Origin of the sequence: Solibacillus isronensis, from assembly GCF_900168685.1 — a bacterium.
GTDB classification, from domain to species: domain Bacteria; phylum Bacillota; class Bacilli; order Bacillales_A; family Planococcaceae; genus Solibacillus; species Solibacillus isronensis_A.
Genome location: NZ_FVZN01000014.1, coordinates 1,722,155 through 1,740,846, shown reverse-complemented (window position 1 = coordinate 1,740,846; position 18,692 = coordinate 1,722,155). Strand labels below are relative to the sequence as shown.

Sequence of the window (18,692 nt, the reverse complement as noted above, 5' to 3'; positions counted from 1 at the left end):
CTAGGAGGAGTAATAATGAAACTTGAATTCTTAAAAATTGAAAAAATCATAGAAACAGAAAAAAACATAATCATTTACATTCCAGCTGGGGGCATCCAGTTTGGATTTAAAAATAAAATTATCTCTTTAAGGGATCCATTACGAATTGCTATGACACATCGGGGCAGCTTCCTCAATGTTGTTCGCTACGTCGATTTCGTAGTTTACGATGACCTATCAATATATACGACAGGTGAGATTAAGCGAGAAAGCTTATTTGGGATTGTATCCAATGAAGAAGTGCTATTAGCCATTTATAAAGCGCTGGAAGAAAATTGCACGGATGTTCCATTTTTCAAATCAGTGGATTTTAAAGAAATGTTTAACCGTGAATTTGGTGAAGCATATGGGCAGTCGAGTTAAATTTGAAATATAAATATTCCACTTAATCTAAGCGGGAAGACCCTTGTTGAGTCAAGGGTCTTCTTTTTTGTTCTGTACAAAATGAGGTTTTGGCTTTATTGCTAAATAAGGTTTGGGTAAACTTTTTAATCGATTTATATTTTATTAAATATCTTTTTCAAAATTCAATCTTATAGAGTAAAAAAATTTAAATAAATGTGAAACTAATTTCAACTTTTTCCGTCAGTACAGCGTATTACTGGTTGGAGGGGATTTTTTTAACAAGAAATTATAATGCTCATGCTATTCATCGGGCCATATTGTAAAATAAATTAGGTATATTATTAGAATTGTAGAGTGCCAATCTATGTTTGGGTTGGCAATATTATTCTATAGCTAAAGAGAATTTTAAAACAAAAGCTTGGATTTCGCTCTGGATATGCTACAAATATCAAGGTATTATTTTATTGGTTGGATATATGGAACAATTGGTACAGTTACTCCTACCGATGCCCCTCGAATAAAGTCTTTGCCTATCAATTCATTAAAATTTTCTGTCCGACCTGTTAACATAACCCCTAATACGGTAACGTCGTTTAACATTTTGTTTTCATTCTCTCTAATATATTTTTGAATTTCCTCTATTGATTTTCTAGTATCATATTTTTTTAGGTTTTCAATAAACCTGTCGAAGGATTCCTTTGAAAGCTCAGAATCTGCATAACCATAAACTGGTACACCTGCAGGGCCTAAAGCTTCATTAGCAATTGCAGATGTCATATAAAGCCATGCAATATTTAAATTTTCAGGTATGTTTTCTCGAACTTGTTCCATTGTTAAAGGTTCTTTGAATGAGATTGCTACTTCTGCTACTTGGTTTTCCAATTGAACAACAGCTTCGAGTTGATTTTGAACCCCCTCATAATATTCTTTAATAGCCGGATGATAAAATGTTGCCACTTTTTGCTTCGTTTGTTTATCGTATTCAAAATTATTATTCCCACTTGAGTGGAAGCCAGCGACTAATTCGTTGTAATCAATGGAAGCACCAAACCATGAATAAGAACTTGTTAATGTGCTCCAAGGGACTAGATAGCCATTTATATTTTTGGAACGGTTTGTAATAATATTCCCGCCAAACATCGAAGAATTAGCTGTTACCTGGGAGTCAATGTTTACATTAGGTTGAGATATAGCGTGTTGTAAAAATAAACTGTCGTGTAATCGAGTCGTATTTTGAGCAGATAAATAATTTCCTAGTCGATTAAAAGCAAAAAGTAATATGAGACAAACCACTACAGAAATAAGGGTAATAATAACCCAGTGTTTTCTTTTTGCTTTTTTTAATGCTTTTTGAATCGTTGAATCCATGCCATGATCCCTCCTGCTTCTGAACGAATTGTTTTCCTTGCCCTGTATAATTTTTGCTTTACATTCGCGACTTGCATATTGAGTAATTGAGCGATTTCCTCGTAAGAAAATTCATAATAATATTTCAAAACAAAAATCTCCCGATACTCAGTTTTTACATTCTTTAGTAAACTTAAAATTTCATCTTGATTAAAAAACTGTTCAAAATCGGCATCCTTGCTTGTTAACTTTGATTGGATTTCATCAGAAAGCGGGACATTATGCTGGAATTTTTTCCGCTTTAAATCAATAAATTCGTTAAGCGCAACTCGGTAAAACCATGGTCGAACTGATTTTTCGTCCAGGTCACTTAACATCGAATAGATTTTATAAAATGTATTTTGTATAATGTCCTCTGCATCTTCTTTTGATGCCCCTTTTGAACGCAAAACAAGAAACACTTCCTTTCCAATTTGTATTAGATAGGAGGTGAAAGCGTCTTTTTGATTCATATTTATCCCCCTTATTAATACAACGATTGGAGATTTGAAAAAGTAGACAGTATAAAATAATTTAATTTAAGTTTTATTATGTAGTGATTATATACTAACTGATAATTTTTGTTTTTTTAAAGCTGTATTATACGCTGTTAAAACCTATGAAGATATACTGAAATGGAACAAATATTTGATTCTTTCAATCTTAAAGTATTACAGATTGTCAAACTAAAAGTTGTTGGAAATTATTTCGAAGGGGATGGGGATCTTTTACCAAAAGAAGATGGGATTTCTTTCTCTAAAAAAATTGACCAGGCAAGAAAATATTGGAACGGTAATATATGTAGCGAACTTCCTGAACTTTTGATAAATGGAAAGATAGAAGTTGCAGAAATTGTAGAGGATTTTTCTGTATAAAAGATGTTGTATAAAGTGAACAGATCGTTCTTCAACAATCAGCGCGATTCTGTAACAAAATTTAAGCTTGTTTTCAAAACGGCATATTGTCGAGCAACACAAATTTGTTTATACCCTGTAATTGGAAAGATGAAATAGCGTTTCTACTTTAAATTATTAGAGGTAAATCCAACTCTAAAATTGAAATGTCTATATAACAAATAAGGCGGAGTTGATGTTTTTGAATAAGACAAACTACAAGAGAATTCATATTATTGGGTCAGTTGGAAGTGGTAAAACAACTTTAGCAAAAGAAATTTCTTCGTGGTTAGATATACCGTATTACGAATTAGACAATATTGTGTGGATAAGGCATAAGTCCGGAGATATTAGGAGAACTGAACAAGAGCGGGAAGAGTATCTAAACAGTATATTACAATCAGACAGTTGGATAATTGAAGGAATACACAATGAAGATTGGGTAAGCAATTGTTTTCATAATGCAGATTTGATTTTCTTTTTAGATACCAAATATTCAATCAGAACTTACCGAATTATTAAGAGGTTTTTAAAACAAAAACTTCGAATAGAGAAAGCTAACTACAAACCAACACTAGCTATTTTTTTAAAAATGTTTAGATGGAATCGTTACTTTGAAGAAGTAGGTAAAATTAACTTTTTCAATAATTATGGCGCATATAAAGATAAGATAAAAGTTATTAAAAATACAAAACGTGTTAAGAAGCACTTCAATTAAAAGCTACCCTTTTTTAATAAGAAGACATGCGATGAACATACCAAGGCTTTATTGGCCCATATCGAGGTAATAAATTTCTTTATTAGAAAAAGTACATATTTATTTTTGATATTTGTGAGGAGGGATGCTTTATGAAAAGACTTGCAATTTTTTGTTTGATTTATTTAACCGTTATAACCGCTTGTTCAAAAGAAGGTTCTACAATTACTTCAATTACTGGTGAAATAATTAGTATAGAAAAGAACACCTTAAATATAAGGTGTTCAGATTATGTTACAAAACAAAAAAACAGTACAGGTTCTGATGACGTTGGGTATACTTGTGTAGTAAATATAACAGATGATACCTTAATTAAGTCTGATAATGGTGAAAAAATAACACTTAGCGATTTACAACAAAATAATGTCGTTAGTGTTATTCTTACAGGAGAGAAAACACTGACTGAAGATATAGACAGCCGGACATTAGAAGCAAAAGATATTATTTTAATAGAGGATTGATAATTGTGGTCTTTTTATAAAGATTGATAATCAAGAAGAAATTTACTAAAAATAAATTGGGGAATGGTTCAAATGAAAAAATTTTTCATTACCCTGTTATCTTAATATTAATTATTTTCGTTTCTATTTCATTCAGTTTAAAAAAGATTAGGCTTCCGATAAAATGATGCAGTATTTAAAAGAAGAAAAGGGTTACGAAGCATCGGAAATAATAAATCTTGAAAGCAAGTGGAACTTTTTCGGCTTACCCAAGTATCACGTAGAAGTGACTTTTAATAACGAACCAAATATCATTTATATATATTTCGCTCATGATATAAAAGGGCAGTTCGAATATTATGTGATTGATGGGGAAAATTATGATTCTACGACAAATGCAAATTAAATTTTATAAAAAGAAAAGTTCTTTTATTCGGGCCAGTTAATTGAAAAAACTTCATTTATAAAAGGTCCAAACTAGTCATTGGGAACAGCATCAGCAACTAAAAGAAAACACTCCGTTCTACATAGAAAGGAGTGTGAGTGCTAACCTGTAGTTGAATTAAAATAATAGCGTCTAACTTTCGTTATTTATCCGCATTATATAATCGGTGTAAAAAAACACTGAAATGTTCGCGTGATACTGGTTTGTTTGGCATAAAATAGCCGTTGGAACCAGTTGTAATTCCATTTGACGCCAGTATTTGTACATACTCGTTGTTTGGCGTATCTTTAAAGGATATGGGAACATCCTTCATTTTTAAATTGTAGGCATTGACTAAAATTTTTGCCAGTTGGGCTCGTGTTAGTGCACTTGATAAATTCATGTTCCCATTGGAGCCGTCGATTACGCCAGCTTCATAAAATGGCTTTATCAGTTCGTACGAAGAACTATTATTTTTTATATCTTTGAATGGTATCATGTTACGGATTGGCTGTAATGGTAACTGACTATCACGGCTCAACATCGTAAATACCTGTTTCCGTGTTATATTGTTTTTCGGCTGAAACGTACCATCTTCGTACCCTCGGATTATTCCTGAGTTTGCTAATGCTGTAATTTCACCGATATATACATTTTTTACTGTAACATCTGAAAAAAGCAGTTCGTATACAGCGATATCATAGTATAAACGATCCGTTATTTGCCGATTAAAATCCTCTACCGATACAGTATAATTGCCAGGTGCTAGTTGTATGTTTAAATACTTAGGATTAAAAGAAAGATTGTCTGAATGTGCCAAATAGTCTAGGTTTTTTAAAGAACCTCCGCCTTTATACAGGTTAAAATATAAATCTTTTGTTTGATTTTCATGTTCATTTAAAACAATTCCTATATTTGCAGGTTTGCTAATTGAAAAGGAATAGTTGTCTTCACTCGAAATAAAACCACTGTATTTCGTATTTAACGGTATTGAATTGAAGTTTAAACCGTTTTTAAATCTTTCAGGCTTTTCTATCGCCTGCTGTTCAATCAGAAACTTGTAGTTTTTATCGTAAACACTTGCCATATCCCGTACTACGAAATAATAGCGCCCCGGACTAAATACTTCATAGGAAGTTTCCTGCCAATCATCTGTATTCGAAACAGTTCTAGATAGTGATACTAATTTTGTTTGTTCTGTATCGATTTCAGGGACAATAAACATTCCCACACGATTATCAGACTTTTGATCAGTACTTGCGAGTAATCGGACTATACTCGGTTCCGTTATATCGAAAAAATAAAAGTCCTCCTGATAAAGACTATTTGCCGTAGAGAGCTGTTTATATATTTTATTTACCTGAATTTTATTTGCCTGAGCCCGCGTATTGTTTGGCTCTATATCATAATCATTTTGTAATGGTTCAACGGAATATATCGACTCGTAGGCAATTTCATGGCGACCAGACACAAAAACACCGTAAATTCCTTTTCGTAATTGAATTATATGTTTCGTATACTGTAAATCGCCGTCTTCAGTGGTTGGGCCGAGTGAAATAATCTCTTCATTTGTTATCGGTTCCTTTAAAGTAATGGAGGTGCCGTGATACGGATAGTCATTGCTAGTAAACGTTACTAAAGAATCTTCTTTTATATCCAACAAAAAGTAGTCTGTATTTTTATAATATGTACTTCCCGGAATTAGTTCTGCTTTAATTTTGGTATTTACTTCCCAGAATGGTACGTCTTTAAAATATTCGAAATACTCAGCCTCAACTTTTGGAGATACCAATAAGGCCCCGATTGCAAAAACAAATGCTGCAAATCTTTTCAATAAAAATCCTCATTTCTTGTCTTACTAATCTTATTCTGCAATATCATAACATATTAAATACTTGATAATATTATATTTTAAAAATATTTGATAATTTTTCTTTAAGTCCCTTTAGGGATGAAGCTGGCAAAAAGGGTTTTTATTATTTTTCTGGAATTACAATATATAAAGATTTGGGGTAGAGTGAGAAGGGATTTAATTAGGGGAGGGGATTAATTATACATACAATGAATAGTGATTTTGAATTCCTTGAATTTATTTTTGTAGAAGAAACTGAAATATATAACTATCACCGATTGGCTGGATCATATGCAGTAATAAAATGTAATAGCAACTATCTTTTATGTTATAACACTTTAAGAAAACAATGGGAATTACCAGCCGGCCATAGGGAAGCAAATGAAACACCGAAAGATTGTGCTATAAGAGAACTTTACGAAGAAACTGGGCAAAGAGTTTTGAATATGGAATTTAAAGGTTTGTTAAAAGTGAAAAACGTAATAAATGGTGTAATTAAATATAATCCTATTTATTTTACTACTCTTGAAAAACTTCAACCATTTCGGAAAAATAAAGAGACATCAGAAATTCGATTATGGGACCTAGAGGAAAAGATCGGTCACATAGATGAAGTGGATTTAAAAATATTTGACTTTATAAAATAGATTGGCTATACAAGTTTTAATGCAAATTAAAGGTTATGCCCAACAAGTATAAAAGCTACTATAGTAACGACGTTTCATTGATGTACATAAAATCTCGTATAAATAATGTTCCGATAAAAAATCGGTAAACACTGCAACAACGTTTACCGATTTTTTGCATCTAGGAATATTATTTTAATTTACTCATTATTAATTACTTATCTTTTTAATAATCGCATATGTACATACTGCCATTATACTTGCTAAGTATAAAATTGAGGATCCTATAAAACCTAAATAAGAACTACCGTTTTCGGGTGAACCAGAACTAAAAATATTTGAGAAAAATGTACATAAGATAAGCCCTGTTAGAAATGTTCCAATCCCGATACCTAATGATTTCAAAATATTCACCTCTTTTTTGAATGGGATTGTATATGCTTTCTGAATTAGAATACTTTTATTTTTCTAATACTATACAATATTGTTCTTTATAGTTTTCATCGTTCCAATCATACATCTGGATCAGATGATTGAGAGATAATTCGTTATGATTAAACCTACTGTACGGTATATTTAGTTCGTTATCATCATGACCAATCCATACTCGCCATAGTTCTATTATCTGTCCGTCTCTTAAATTGTCTTTTAAGTAATCCAATAATTGCTTAACTCTCAATTCTGAATAGCTAAAATTTACTTCATATATAAATGGATAGCCTGTATATTCACTTACGTTATAATAACAGTCTTTATTGATTACTAACTCATTTAAATCCTCTTCATTTTCAACAAATAAGACTTGGGCATTCGGGTCCATCTTCTCCCAAGGCACCAATTCATGCGGTGTTATTTCTAATTCAATCGCTTCTTTGACCGTAATATATTTTGCTTTGGATTCTATTTCTGGCATTTCAAGATTTGATGCTATAAATGAACAATAGCTCATTTAAATACCTCCAAAATTTGTTGTGACATAGGCTAAATAGCTAATGTATTATTTGATTTTAATGCTATAATAGCGCATTGCTGTCAGCACACCTTCCATATCGAAGACGCCATTCATAATTAAGCGTATGACACGATACTCGATAAAGCGGTCGCCAATATATTGATTTAAATGGCCCATTACTTCGCCTATAATTCTGGCTGTTTTTATAAAGGGATTATTTTCTTCAAAATTTCTCACTGTATCCACGATGTACTCATCATAGTAATTTTCTGAAACACTTACGATTTCGTTATTTTCCCAGATGCGTAAAACCTCTTTTTCAACACATAGTTGTAACCATTGTTGTTCGAATGTTTTACGTTCTGTTTGTGTGAGTACATGACTATTTTTATTATTTTCATACATTTGTTTTAATTGATTCGCTGAAATTTCACCCATATGTCGTGGGGTAAATTCAATTTCAGCTCGATCAAAATGCATTTTATAAGCTTCATTGATATTGATCATCACAATATCGTTTGTTTTTTCTTTTAATATATAGAGCATTAATCGTAAGGCGGTTTGCTCATGTGCATTTTCTCCAGACCAAATAATAATTTTATGATGGCTTGGAATTTGCTCGAGCGCTAATATGTTTTTATTAAAGTTGTCTTCGTAAGTAAATAGCACTTCATCATCCATACTTATATGAGTACGCAACCAGTTGTAGCGATTATTGATACCTTCTGACGTATGTAAGTTCCAAATAGGACCTATCGAAAATATATCTGAGATGTTAATGATGTTTTCATGTTGTATTAAATCGGACTCTTTTAAAGCGACCCTTAAACTACCAACGGGTGAATCACCAAAGACAAGATGAGTTGTGTGAAATTGTGTTTGTAGGTTACTTGCTTGATTATTTTTATACGCTAACAGGTCGGTATATATATTTTTTACATCTAAAAAGAATTGCTGCTCTGAATAACCTTTTCTCTCCTCAACTAATTGCATACGCAAAAAGACTTGAAGTAATAATGATTTTAATTCTGTATCATCCAAATGATTAATCATTTCTTTCATTTCATCAGACATTTAAAAAACCTCCTTTTTTACAATTTTACCATTATCTAATTAAGGGAAGGGGCCTTCATTTCATTAAAAGGCATATTAATGAATATAAAATCAAATTGAATAAAATTGGAAGGAATAATATACATATAGTTCTCAATCTTCTAAAATGGAAATATAAGGGGTTGAATTGGTTGAAGAATTTAATATTGAGCGCAGCATTGGTAAGGAAGCTTCAAACAAAGAAACTTTACCATTAGTTGATAATAAAGATGGAAAAGTTTCTCAAGAAGTAACATCATTTACCAGAAAGTATATAGAATTTTTTTAGACCAACTAATTGCATCCTATTGATTTTAAATATAGTGCGTGATTCTTCAATGAGAAAATCGTGTTTTTGCGTTATAGGGCCATATTGTTGAATAAGGATTTTAATGTGGTGATGATTGGTATGTGATCTGGTTAAAGGGATATTGTTGAAAAATGCGTCTACGAATTGAAATGGGCCAAGTGCTCAAGGATATAGTATAAATTTCAGGGGGTATTTTATGTTTGTAGTAAATGTAGAAGGGGCAATTCGTCGCAATGAGAAATGGCTTTTAATCCACAGAAGTGAAAAGGAAGAGCATGCTGGTGGAGGGCTCTCATTAGTAGGAGGAAAGTGTGAAATTGAAGGTGATTCATCTGATATTCTGGAAAGAACATTAAAACGAGAAGTTTTTGAAGAAGTAGGTAGCGAAATTAGAGGCATTAAATATGTAAATAGCTCCTCCTTCGTGACAGAATCAGGGATAAATGTAATTGATATCGTTTTCCTATGTCATCATAAGTCTGGAGAGCCTTACGCTAAAAGTACTGAAGAAGTGGATGATGTTATTTGGATGACTACATCAGAGGTTCTTGCACATACGGAACTACCTTTATTTCTAAAAGAAAACATTAAACTTGCAGAGAAAATACTACAAGATAATTTACAGGTGGAATATTAGCTATACATTTCGTAGGGCGCTTTCTTAGAATAAGGAAGGGGTCCTTTTTCATTTAAAGGGCATATTGTGGAAGAACGTATTAGTAACTAGGGGAATTTTACGATATTAATAATTTAAGTATCTCATTTAAAAAGTGAATATATAAAATATTTTTAAATGGTACTATTAGGATATTAAAGTTGGTTATCAAATTAGTTTAAGAAGTGAATTTTGATTGGATAGCACAATTTTTGATCTAGATGGAACTCTGACCAGGTGTTCAGTTAATCTGATGGAGGGAACAATACATTGTGTGATTTTTAGATTTAGCCATTGACCGTAAAAGGAGAAAATCATTTAGAATCTACTATAAAATATCTCTGGGGTGAAAAAAGTGGAATTAATAAAATCATCAGAAATGAAAAATGCATTTATAAGTTTATTTAATATATATGTCCATGAACTTTCAAAATATAATCCTTTGCTTGGGACGCAGATTGATAGCCAAGGTAATTATTTATCGGAGCAAGTTGAACAACTTATAGATGATGAGAGTCTGAATTCATTTTGTATAACCGAGAATAAGAAACCCATAGGATTTGTTGTATTTTCCCATTCTGGTAGTAATGAAGAAAATGTGTGTTCTATCGATGAAATCTTCTTAATTCAAACAAGCAGAGGAAGAGGAATATGTGAAAGCATATGTAAAGAATTTTGGAGTAAGAATAGAGGAGTTTGCACATTGCATGTATTAAAAGCAAACCGCCCTTCAGTAACATATTGGGAAAAACTGATTTCTAGATGCGGATATACTTACGAAAAGTTAGAAGAAAATGAACAGATGTGGGGTTATGAAATTAGACTTGACTCAGGTGGAGAATTTTAAGCTGATAAATTCTAACGGGTCATGTTGAATAACCAGATTGTGAACTAACCAGCAGTTTTGAAGAAGGAATTATCCAACTTAGCGAAGAATGTTATTGCTTTGGAGGGAAAATGATTTGAATGATTTATTTACAATAGACTGCGGTGAAATTTTATTAAGAGAGTTTAGAATAGAAGATGTAGATGCTATTTATGAACTGACTTCACAACCCGAAGTTTATGAGTTTTTGCCGGATTGGCGTTCGACTAGGGAACAAAGGTTAGACTGGGTTACAAATTATGAGATTCCGGAAAATAAAGAGTTTTTAGCTAATGTTCCAAGCATAGGTGAAAGGTGGCTGAAGTTGGGAATTGTTTTAAAAGAAACTGACGAATTTATTGGTTTCTGTAATACTGGTATTAAAGAGGAACTAAGTGGACCGAATAGAGAAGTTGCTTACTCTATTTCTAAGCATTTTAGAAACAAGGGGTACACAACCCAAGCAGTAAATGGGTTAATAAATTACTTATTTAAAAACAACGATGTTGAACAATTAAATGCTGTAGTTCTTCCGCGTAATGTAGCTTCAAATAAAGTATTAGATAAATGTGGCTTTCAACTTAGTGGGAATATTAAGATAGAAGATCAATTATATTATCATTACACGTTACTAAAAAGTGAATTTAATAAGATTAACTAACCCGCTAATAATTCGCTGGTATTCAATAATAGGGCGCAATTCTATAACAAGGAATTGTGTCTTTTTTAGTCTCCATCTAAAAAATAGTATTACTAATTTGAACTATTTTTATCGAAAATGAACAGGGACGTTGTGAATCATTAAAATAGGTAAGAGCTATCCACACAAGTTTGTAGGATAGCTCTTACAATTAATCGGTATTACAAAATTTAAGAGGGTAAATTCCTTTTTAAGCGACTCTTAAAGCTAACTGAGCTAATAATTGGATGGCTGCTTGAACTACTACGTCAATTTGAACTTCTGTTTGTCTTACAGTAATTGCATCAGAGTCAATAATAGTAACGTTTTGTGTTTCGGTTTGAGTAACTGCTAAATTTTGAGCTATGCTTTGAAGATTGCTTACATCAGCATTTTCATTGGAGCCTAAAACTACAACTGCAGCTTCGATAGCAGCTTGTAGGGCAGCTTGAACTACCACAAGACCTTGTACTTCCGTTTGAGTTACGTCAACAGTATGAGAATTTTGAATCAATAACCCTTGATTTTGAGTTTGAATTACTTCTAAATTATCTTCAGTATTTTGGTTTCCAGTAACTGGCATAAATAATCATCTCCTTTCGAGTTTATTTGGTATTACGTCACTAGATTATGCTTTAGTTGAAAAAGACTGTGGACGAATATCTTAGGTAACTCTGAATTTATTCAAATGGTGTTTAGCCTATTAGCTGATTAACTAGCTGCTTGAAATAATCTAGGCATTTATTTTATTAGAAGAGTGTCTATATAGGTTTATGTTTAAGATTTTTTAAAAGGAGACAAATTAAATAATATTCTTTAGAGAGAATGTTAACAAAAGGCAGTTTAGGGGACTTTTTCATATACCGCGAATTATTGTATTTAAGTAAAAATATAGCTATTATGGAAATATATATGTATATTATAGAAATCATACTTTGAGAGTATACAAGAAGGAGTTACTTAAATGGAAATCATACAATTAACACCTCAATTATTAAATGATAATAAAGATAACAGTCATATTTATTTATATAATATGATTCACCCTACGATCAATTCAAATAGTTGGATGAATGAATGGCAAGATATTGTATCACGTTTTCAACTTTTTAAATTCTTAGACTTGCCAACAGAAGATATACTTGCTCACAGTTGGAATGAGGAATTGATTGAACAGGTTGTTAATGAAACCGTCCAACTTGTTAAACAGCGTATTGAACTTGATGATAATTTACAAATCACAATTGTACCTGCACTTCCTTTTCCTTGGTTTTCGAATATAGACCAATCGATTTGGACAAATGGATTTACGAATAGTAGTCAGAGCATTTGGATTGCTATTCCTGCAGATCCGGACCTATCATTCTTACGCTATTTACTAGCACACGAGCTACATCATGCAGCACCGCAAAATCCTATTTATAAGTTAACACTTGAGCAATTCCCACTTAAAGATTGGTACAAAATGGAGGGGACAGCTGAATATTTTAGCTTGCAATTATTTGAAGATAAACGCTGGTGGAGCGATAGTTTTACTTTAGAAGTAGAAGAAAATTATATTGCAGAAGCAAAAAAATTTTTAAATACAAATGATGATGCAATTAAAGGACCACTTTGCTTCGGAAGCGTAAAACAACAAATTCCTTATATGGCTGGTTATTCGTTTGCCTACAATGCTGTAAAGGATTATATAAAACGTTATCCAATTGAAAATTTAAATCAACTATTTGAGATTGATCCGGAAGATCTTGTTATGACATATAAGTTACATAGCACAAAAAATTAAAATTAAATTGCACTATCTCTTCAACTATTGGGCACTTTCATTGAATAAGGAAGGGCTCTTTTTTACATTTGAGAACTTGTGAAAAAAATTTAAAGGATCCTACCAAACGATGCTGCTGGAACAAAATAAAATAAAAAAAGTCTCCAATAAAAGGAATTATTTAACCTATCCTCAAAATAAAAAAGGGGTGTATGGTATGACTGCTAACTCAACAATAAAAGGGGCAAGGCGAAAAAAGATAGTAAAGATTGCACTCATTATGGGCTTATTATTTATGGGGTTTATTGGATATGGAGTTTATTGGGCATTTTTCGATATGAAAAGGTTGCCTACTGGTGAATATCTTACGGAAGAAACCTCTCCTGATGGTACGTATACTTTAAAAGCCTATGTATCGAGTCCAAGCTTAAGTGCTGATGCTGTACGAGGTGAATTAGTATTTAATGAGCAAAATGGTAAAACAAAAAATATCTATTGGAATTACCGAGAATCAACAGCCAAAATTGAGTGGTTAGATAATAAAACAGTAGTTATTAATGGACATACTCTTGAAGTTCCTAAAGAAAAATTCGATTTTCGTAATCAATAATTCAGTTTTCACAGTTTTGTCCGGAAATAATAAGACTTGAATGGAAGAGGGCAGGATTATGAGGGATAGAGCTTCAGTAATAATAGTAGAAAAAGACAAAGTAGCGTTAATTAAAAGAATTAGAGATAACTCGATTTACTTTGTTTTTCCTGGAGGAGGAATAGAAAATGGGGAAACTCCAGAAGAAGGAGCTAAAAGAGAAGCATATGAAGAATTGGGAGTAGAGGTAAAGATCAATGAGTGCTTAGCAAAAATTGAATATAATGGAACTCAACACTTTTTCTTAACTGAAATCATTAATGGAACATTTGGTACTGGACAAGGTGAAGAATACACAGACAAAGAGAGAGCGAGAGGAATATATTTGCCAATGTGGGTAGATATAAAAATGTTATCGTGTATTGACGTTAAACCAAAAGAAGTAGCTTTAAAAGTTCAGTCCTTATTTAATTTATGAGGGTGATGTTATTCAAAATCAGTTTGTTTATTGAATGATGTAAAAATATTATCGAGCTTGTATATGCTCTTTTAAAAGTAAGAATTTTAGATTTGGAGGATTTTTATGTCATTTGAACAATGCCAAAATGTAACTTCTTTGATGGCGAAATTTAATAAAACTTGGTTCGTTGCTGGAGGGTGGGCGATTGATCTTTTTATGGGAAAAGAAACAAGAGCACATAAAGATATAGAGATTGCTATATTTCGAAAAGACCAGCAAAATTTAAAAGCGTATCTTAAAGAATGGAATTTTAAGAAAATAATTAAAAGTGAATTCCATAATTGGGGAAATGAATTTTTAGAGTTACCTATACACGAAATTCATGCTACCAATAAGTTAAATGGAGATCAAATTGAAGTTCTTCTAAACGAAGCAAAAGATAATGATTGGAAATTCAGAAGAGATTTGAGGATTTCCTCACCACTAAATTCAGTGTGGAGTTATTCTGAAATTGGTATTCCCTATCTAAATCCAGAAATAGTACTTTTATATAAGGCGAAGAATACAAGAGAAAAAGACCATCAAGATTTTAATACTGTAAAGGACCATCTTGGTTATAAGAAGAGACAATGGCTTAAATCAGCACTTGAACTTCACACACCCGAACATAATTGGATTAAATTTTTAATCTGATATTTTTCAACTAATCAGTTAAAATATGTTGTTCATTATCCAACAAGCGGATGCAATTCTTTAATAAGGATTGCGGTTGTCTTCATTAAATAATCTTCTAAGAGGAAGTTTCTAGTCACGTCTTCGTGGCTTTTAGAAGGAATTATAATGTTCATTGTCGAAAGTGAAATAAACATTATGATTCAAAGAAGCTTTGAGGTGGAGGAGAAACATGACTACAACTTACGCCAATTGGGGTGAATCAAGAGTTAAATTAACATGGGAAAAAAATACCTTACTCCCTCAATATAATTTAATTACAAGTGTACATGGTTTTTGTTTTCAGGATGATCAACTCTTATTAGTCGACTTAAATGATAGGGGATGGGATTTCCCTTCTGGACACATTGAACCTGAGGAAACTCCTGAAGAATGCTTTAAACGGGAAGCTTTAGAAGAAGGTTATATTGAAGGAGAATGTAGGTTGTTAGGGTACATAATCGTAGACCATCATGACAATCCAATGTGGAACGAAAGCAGTCCATATCCAAAAGTCGGTTTTCAGGTATTTTATAAAATGAATATTACTAAACTTTTACCATTTGAAGGAAGATATGAATCCACCCAACGTATCTTTATAAATCCTAAAGACATTTCTAACTATTATCCAAAATGGAATATAATTTATCAGGAAATAATGAAATGTACTATATAGTATATACTTTTTAAATTTATCGATGGGAGAATAGAATAAATGGGCATTAGAAAAGTGGAGCTTAATGATTACCCCCAGATATCTTCATTATTAACACAGTTAGATTATCCAGATACAGAACTTTTTATAAAAGGAAAAATTGAAACACTTCTAAAGGATCCAAATGAGGAATTATTAGTGTTTGAAGAAGATAAAGTAATAATGGCTTTAATTTCTGTTCATTTTATACCTCAATTAGCTGTTAAAGGGGATTTCGCAAGAATAAGCTATTTTGCTGTTGATAAAAACATAAGAAGTAAGGGAATAGGGCGTAAGATTGAGGAATACTGTACTGAATTGGCTATAAAGAGAAAGTGCGACAGAGTTGAAGTACATTGTCATTCAAGAAGAATTGATGCACATAGATTTTATATACGACAAGGATTTGAAGAGTCACCAAAATATTTTATTAAAATGTTACCACAGTCTAAGTAATTTAAAAGCTAACTTCAGCAATCCGGGGTAAAACTTTAATAAGGGTCGCATCACTTTTCATTAAACACCATTTGTACTAACTCTGTTCTATCGGTTGTTTTCGTTATATTTATAAAATGTTTCAGAACCAATAGTCAAAATAAAAGACACGAAACGTTGATATATCAACATTTGTGTCTTTCTGTCCATTCCCTAACTTTCTTTTTGGAACTTTTATTAAACTTTATATAGCAGCAGCTTAAAATAGATATTTATTTTACCTCTTTGGGGAAACACCAATAAAAGTACCTATCCATACACCTGCAAAAATAGTAATGGCGAAATAAGCCAAAAGGATCCCATCCCAACCACCAACTATATCCTTGCTAAAAATAATTAATCCAATACAAATTAGACTTAATACAGTGGCGGTTAAAATTAAAGCTTTTCTTGAAACATTACGAGATGTTATATACATCCCAATTGCAAACACAATCCCGCATAGTAATATAGGAGTCCATCCCTCTAACATCAAAGCATTCATTTAATTACCTCCTGTTATGTTTTTCCGTAACCTGGGGAAATTTCTAGAATTATTTATTATTTATATACCAACTACCCTAAACTATATAGCAGTAACATTCACTTTACCATCTAGCAAATGCCTAGATCCATAATTGCAAGCCCAACGATTATAAGAACATATAACAACAGAACTACCTAATTCGACATCGAAATATTATTTATCGAAAAAAATCACTAAAGGATAGGTGATACTATGAAGTTGTTCTTTTGGCAATTAGACAACAAGGAAAAGTTTATTCGTGTTTTATGGATGGGTTTATTAGTTCTGATATTTTTGTATGCTGTTGTTTGGTATAATTCTGGTGATTTTATAATCCCAATAGTTTTAACCGTTTTATATTTTGCTGATTTAAGTCTTCGTTATAAAAAAATGAAACGAAGTGAAACACACTCTTGAATTTGTTTACCTTATACAATACGCAATACAATGACGATTTCAAATAAAAAGTTTACAATCGGGCGCTTTCCTTTTATAAGGAAGGGGTCCTTTTCAGTTATAGAGCCATTTATTTAAACATGAAACAAATGCTCCTTTAGTAGGATTAGGGGGTGTTTCGTTGTAATCATTTTGTAACAAACGTAATAGTAAACCCAAATTGAATAAATCTAAAAATCTGTCAATATTTATTCGGTGGTAGTATACTTTTTTTCTGGATGATTTTGTGAAATTTATAGTTTCTAAACACTTGATTTTATGGAGTTTAGTAATAGAATGTTACTCTTACCAGTTTATGGACCCTTTATTACACATTTTGTACGGTAACATAGGTTTTGTAGAAGAGGAGGAATTCAAAAATGAATAAAAAATGGTTAGCAACATCATTATGTGCAGCAACATTATTTGCAACATCTTTTACTGCAGCAGATGCAGCAAGTTTAAATACAGAGGAAAAGAAAGGTACAAATACTCAACATATCCAAATTATTAAAGGCGAAAATTATCAAGGGTTGGCTTTAAAGATAATTGATCAAATTTCTTCAAAAAATGGAGAGTTCGAGATTTTATCTAAAGATTTAATCAACAAAGCTTTGGTAAATCTAGATACTAATAAATTAATTAAAGAGGGCAAAGTAGTACAAGCAGAAAAAGCTACTACTAATAAAGATACTCAAAAAGAATCTACTAATAAAAAAGTAGAAAAAGAGGATAAAGCACCTCAAGCACCAGCAAAAGAAAAAGCTACACCAGTAACAAATAACAATAATGCAAAAGCACCTGAAGTACCAGCAAAAGAAGAAGCTACACCGGTAACAAACAACAACAGTGCAAAAGCACCTCAAGCACCGGCAAAAGAAGAAACTGCACCAGAAACTAATAATACAAATACAACACAAGCTACACCTGTGACAAATAATAATACACAAGCACCATCAAACACAAATAACCAACAAGCAGAAGCACCAGCAAAAACAACGACTAACAATGCTAGTCAATCAGTTTCTGAATTTGAAAAACAAGTAGTAGACTTAACAAATGCAGAACGTACAAAAGCAGGCTTAAAACCGCTTGAAATACATTCTCCATTAATGGCTGTAGCCCATGCAAAATCAGCAGATATGGCGAAAAATAATTACTTTTCACATACTAGCCCAACTTTCGGTAGCCCGTTTGATCAGATTAAATCTGCAGGGATTTCATACCGTTCTGCTGGTGAAAATATTGCACAAGGTCAAAGAACACCACAACAAGTGGTACAAGCATGGATGGATTCACCTGGACACCGTCAAAACATTATGAATGCCAATTACACACATATTGGTGTAGGGTTTGTTGAAGATGGTTACTATTGGACACAACAATTTATTCAACTATAAAATATAACATTACTGTTAGGCTACTTGGCGACCAATTTCTATTGGCGTTAAGTAGCCTAACTTTTTTATTTTGAAAATTAAAAGTTAGTTTTATGAGAATGTCTTTTATTAATAAATAAAGTAACTAAAATGGCAACGATTAAGACAGGTATTGCATAAATTTGTCCAATTAGCAATTTCCAGCCTATCGCATTATAACCATCAGAAGCAGGTAGCATAACAGCGATTATACAAACGATTAAATAAGCTAATAAAGGAATAATTGTTTTCATTATTAATTCATTTACCTCCTTTCAATACATTTATTATAACCTCAATAAAAG

The 18,692-nt window shown here is 32.0% G+C and carries 24 protein-coding genes and 1 pseudogene; 16 read left to right on the top strand and 9 right to left on the bottom strand.

Features of this window, described 5'->3' with window-relative positions; translation table 11 throughout:
• Positions 1 to 15 precede the first annotated feature (15 nt).
• Entirely contained in the window at positions 16 to 402 is a 387-nt protein-coding gene (locus B5473_RS17320) for a molecular chaperone (protein ID WP_079527433.1), read from the top strand.
• Between the two features lie 438 nt (positions 403 to 840).
• Here the strand turns inward: B5473_RS17320 and B5473_RS17315 are convergent, their stop codons facing one another.
• The gene (locus B5473_RS17315; protein WP_079527431.1) at positions 841 to 1,752 is read right to left on the bottom strand and encodes a sigma factor regulator N-terminal domain-containing protein; all 912 of its coding nucleotides are present in this window, start codon (positions 1,750 to 1,752) and stop codon (positions 841 to 843) included.
• Entirely contained in the window at positions 1,725 to 2,243 is a 519-nt protein-coding gene (locus B5473_RS17310; RefSeq protein ID WP_079527429.1) for an RNA polymerase sigma factor, read from the bottom strand. Before B5473_RS17310 ends, B5473_RS17315 begins: the two co-directional genes overlap by 28 nt.
• A 127-nt stretch (positions 2,244 to 2,370) precedes the next feature.
• Here B5473_RS17310 and B5473_RS17305 point away from each other — a divergent pair.
• From B5473_RS17305 to B5473_RS17295, 3 genes and pseudogenes are all read left to right on the top strand, one after another.
• Positions 2,371 to 2,645: pseudogene (locus B5473_RS17305) on the top strand (DUF2441 domain-containing protein); the annotation flags it as partial.
• A gap of 220 nt (positions 2,646 to 2,865) precedes the next feature.
• Positions 2,866 to 3,381: a DNA topology modulation protein FlaR gene (locus tag B5473_RS17300; RefSeq protein ID WP_139377763.1), complete on the top strand. Its 516-nt coding sequence runs from the start codon at positions 2,866 to 2,868 to the stop codon at positions 3,379 to 3,381.
• 131 nt (positions 3,382 to 3,512) lie between these two features.
• Complete coding sequence (locus B5473_RS17295; RefSeq protein WP_079527425.1) at positions 3,513 to 3,881, top strand: hypothetical protein; 369 nt, start codon at positions 3,513 to 3,515, stop codon at positions 3,879 to 3,881.
• Between the two features lie 566 nt (positions 3,882 to 4,447).
• Here B5473_RS17295 and B5473_RS17285 read toward each other — a convergent pair.
• A complete protein-coding gene (locus B5473_RS17285; protein WP_079527421.1) occupies positions 4,448 to 6,118 on the bottom strand; it encodes an S-layer homology domain-containing protein in 1,671 nt (556 codons plus the stop codon).
• Positions 6,119 to 6,345: 227 nt separating this feature from the next.
• Between B5473_RS17285 and B5473_RS17280 the strand changes: the two genes are divergently transcribed.
• On the top strand, positions 6,346 to 6,783 hold the full coding sequence (locus B5473_RS17280; protein ID WP_079527419.1) for an NUDIX domain-containing protein: 438 nt from the start codon (positions 6,346 to 6,348) through the stop codon (positions 6,781 to 6,783).
• Between the two features lie 189 nt (positions 6,784 to 6,972).
• Here the strand turns inward: B5473_RS17280 and B5473_RS17275 are convergent, their stop codons facing one another.
• The 3 genes from B5473_RS17275 to B5473_RS17265 are packed head-to-tail and all read right to left on the bottom strand — an operon-like array spanning position 6,973 to position 8,788.
• Entirely contained in the window at positions 6,973 to 7,167 is a 195-nt protein-coding gene (locus B5473_RS17275) for a hypothetical protein (protein ID WP_079527417.1), read from the bottom strand.
• Positions 7,168 to 7,222: 55 nt separating this feature from the next.
• The gene (locus tag B5473_RS17270) at positions 7,223 to 7,711 is read right to left on the bottom strand and encodes a magnesium transporter (protein WP_079527415.1); all 489 of its coding nucleotides are present in this window, start codon (positions 7,709 to 7,711) and stop codon (positions 7,223 to 7,225) included.
• 48 nt (positions 7,712 to 7,759) lie between these two features.
• Complete coding sequence (locus B5473_RS17265) at positions 7,760 to 8,788, bottom strand: DUF1835 domain-containing protein (RefSeq protein ID WP_079527413.1); 1,029 nt, start codon at positions 8,786 to 8,788, stop codon at positions 7,760 to 7,762.
• 166 nt (positions 8,789 to 8,954) lie between these two features.
• Between B5473_RS17265 and B5473_RS20735 the strand changes: the two genes are divergently transcribed.
• The 4 genes from B5473_RS20735 (at position 8,955) to B5473_RS17250 (ending at position 11,297) form a co-directional block, all read left to right on the top strand.
• On the top strand, positions 8,955 to 9,095 hold the full coding sequence (locus B5473_RS20735) for a hypothetical protein (RefSeq protein ID WP_176142101.1): 141 nt from the start codon (positions 8,955 to 8,957) through the stop codon (positions 9,093 to 9,095).
• 217 nt (positions 9,096 to 9,312) lie between these two features.
• Positions 9,313 to 9,753, top strand: a complete 441-nt coding sequence (locus tag B5473_RS17260; RefSeq protein WP_079527411.1) for an NUDIX hydrolase — start codon at positions 9,313 to 9,315, stop codon at positions 9,751 to 9,753.
• A 364-nt stretch (positions 9,754 to 10,117) separates the two neighbouring features.
• Positions 10,118 to 10,618, top strand: a complete 501-nt coding sequence (locus B5473_RS17255) for a GNAT family N-acetyltransferase (RefSeq protein WP_139377761.1) — start codon at positions 10,118 to 10,120, stop codon at positions 10,616 to 10,618.
• 88 nt (positions 10,619 to 10,706) lie between these two features.
• The gene (locus B5473_RS17250) at positions 10,707 to 11,297 is read left to right on the top strand and encodes a GNAT family N-acetyltransferase (protein ID WP_079527407.1); all 591 of its coding nucleotides are present in this window, start codon (positions 10,707 to 10,709) and stop codon (positions 11,295 to 11,297) included.
• Positions 11,298 to 11,526: 229 nt separating this feature from the next.
• Here the strand turns inward: B5473_RS17250 and B5473_RS17245 are convergent, their stop codons facing one another.
• Positions 11,527 to 11,898 carry a spore coat protein gene (locus B5473_RS17245; protein WP_079527405.1) on the bottom strand — a complete coding sequence of 124 codons (372 nt, stop codon included), beginning with the start codon at positions 11,896 to 11,898 and terminating at the stop codon, positions 11,527 to 11,529.
• 381 nt (positions 11,899 to 12,279) lie between these two features.
• On the opposite strand from B5473_RS17245, the gene B5473_RS17240 reads away from it, so the two are divergent.
• The 6 genes from B5473_RS17240 (at position 12,280) to B5473_RS17215 (ending at position 15,990) form a co-directional block, all read left to right on the top strand.
• Entirely contained in the window at positions 12,280 to 13,101 is an 822-nt protein-coding gene (locus tag B5473_RS17240; protein ID WP_079527403.1) for a DUF2268 domain-containing putative Zn-dependent protease, read from the top strand.
• Positions 13,102 to 13,297: 196 nt separating this feature from the next.
• Positions 13,298 to 13,690, top strand: coding sequence for a DUF5412 domain-containing protein (locus tag B5473_RS17235; protein WP_079528792.1), 393 nt, complete (start codon positions 13,298 to 13,300; stop codon positions 13,688 to 13,690).
• A gap of 58 nt (positions 13,691 to 13,748) precedes the next feature.
• On the top strand, positions 13,749 to 14,147 hold the full coding sequence (locus tag B5473_RS17230) for an NUDIX hydrolase (protein WP_079527401.1): 399 nt from the start codon (positions 13,749 to 13,751) through the stop codon (positions 14,145 to 14,147).
• Between the two features lie 105 nt (positions 14,148 to 14,252).
• Positions 14,253 to 14,822: a nucleotidyltransferase domain-containing protein gene (locus tag B5473_RS17225; RefSeq protein ID WP_079527398.1), complete on the top strand. Its 570-nt coding sequence runs from the start codon at positions 14,253 to 14,255 to the stop codon at positions 14,820 to 14,822.
• A 211-nt stretch (positions 14,823 to 15,033) separates the two neighbouring features.
• Positions 15,034 to 15,516 (top strand): NUDIX hydrolase, encoded by a 483-nt coding sequence (locus B5473_RS17220; protein ID WP_079527396.1) that lies wholly within the window; start codon positions 15,034 to 15,036, stop codon positions 15,514 to 15,516.
• 39 nt (positions 15,517 to 15,555) lie between these two features.
• Positions 15,556 to 15,990, top strand: a complete 435-nt coding sequence (locus B5473_RS17215) for a GNAT family N-acetyltransferase (protein WP_079527394.1) — start codon at positions 15,556 to 15,558, stop codon at positions 15,988 to 15,990.
• Positions 15,991 to 16,246: 256 nt separating this feature from the next.
• Here B5473_RS17215 and B5473_RS17210 read toward each other — a convergent pair whose 3' ends face one another.
• Entirely contained in the window at positions 16,247 to 16,513 is a 267-nt protein-coding gene (locus tag B5473_RS17210; RefSeq protein ID WP_079527392.1) for a YesK family protein, read from the bottom strand.
• 836 nt (positions 16,514 to 17,349) lie between these two features.
• On the opposite strand from B5473_RS17210, the gene B5473_RS17200 reads away from it, so the two are divergent.
• Complete coding sequence (locus B5473_RS17200; protein ID WP_079527387.1) at positions 17,350 to 18,369, top strand: CAP domain-containing protein; 1,020 nt, start codon at positions 17,350 to 17,352, stop codon at positions 18,367 to 18,369.
• Between the two features lie 77 nt (positions 18,370 to 18,446).
• On the opposite strand, the gene B5473_RS17195 is transcribed toward B5473_RS17200, so the two are convergent.
• Positions 18,447 to 18,641, bottom strand: a complete 195-nt coding sequence (locus tag B5473_RS17195) for a DUF4017 family protein (RefSeq protein WP_079527385.1) — start codon at positions 18,639 to 18,641, stop codon at positions 18,447 to 18,449.
• Positions 18,642 to 18,692: the final 51 nt, after the last annotated feature.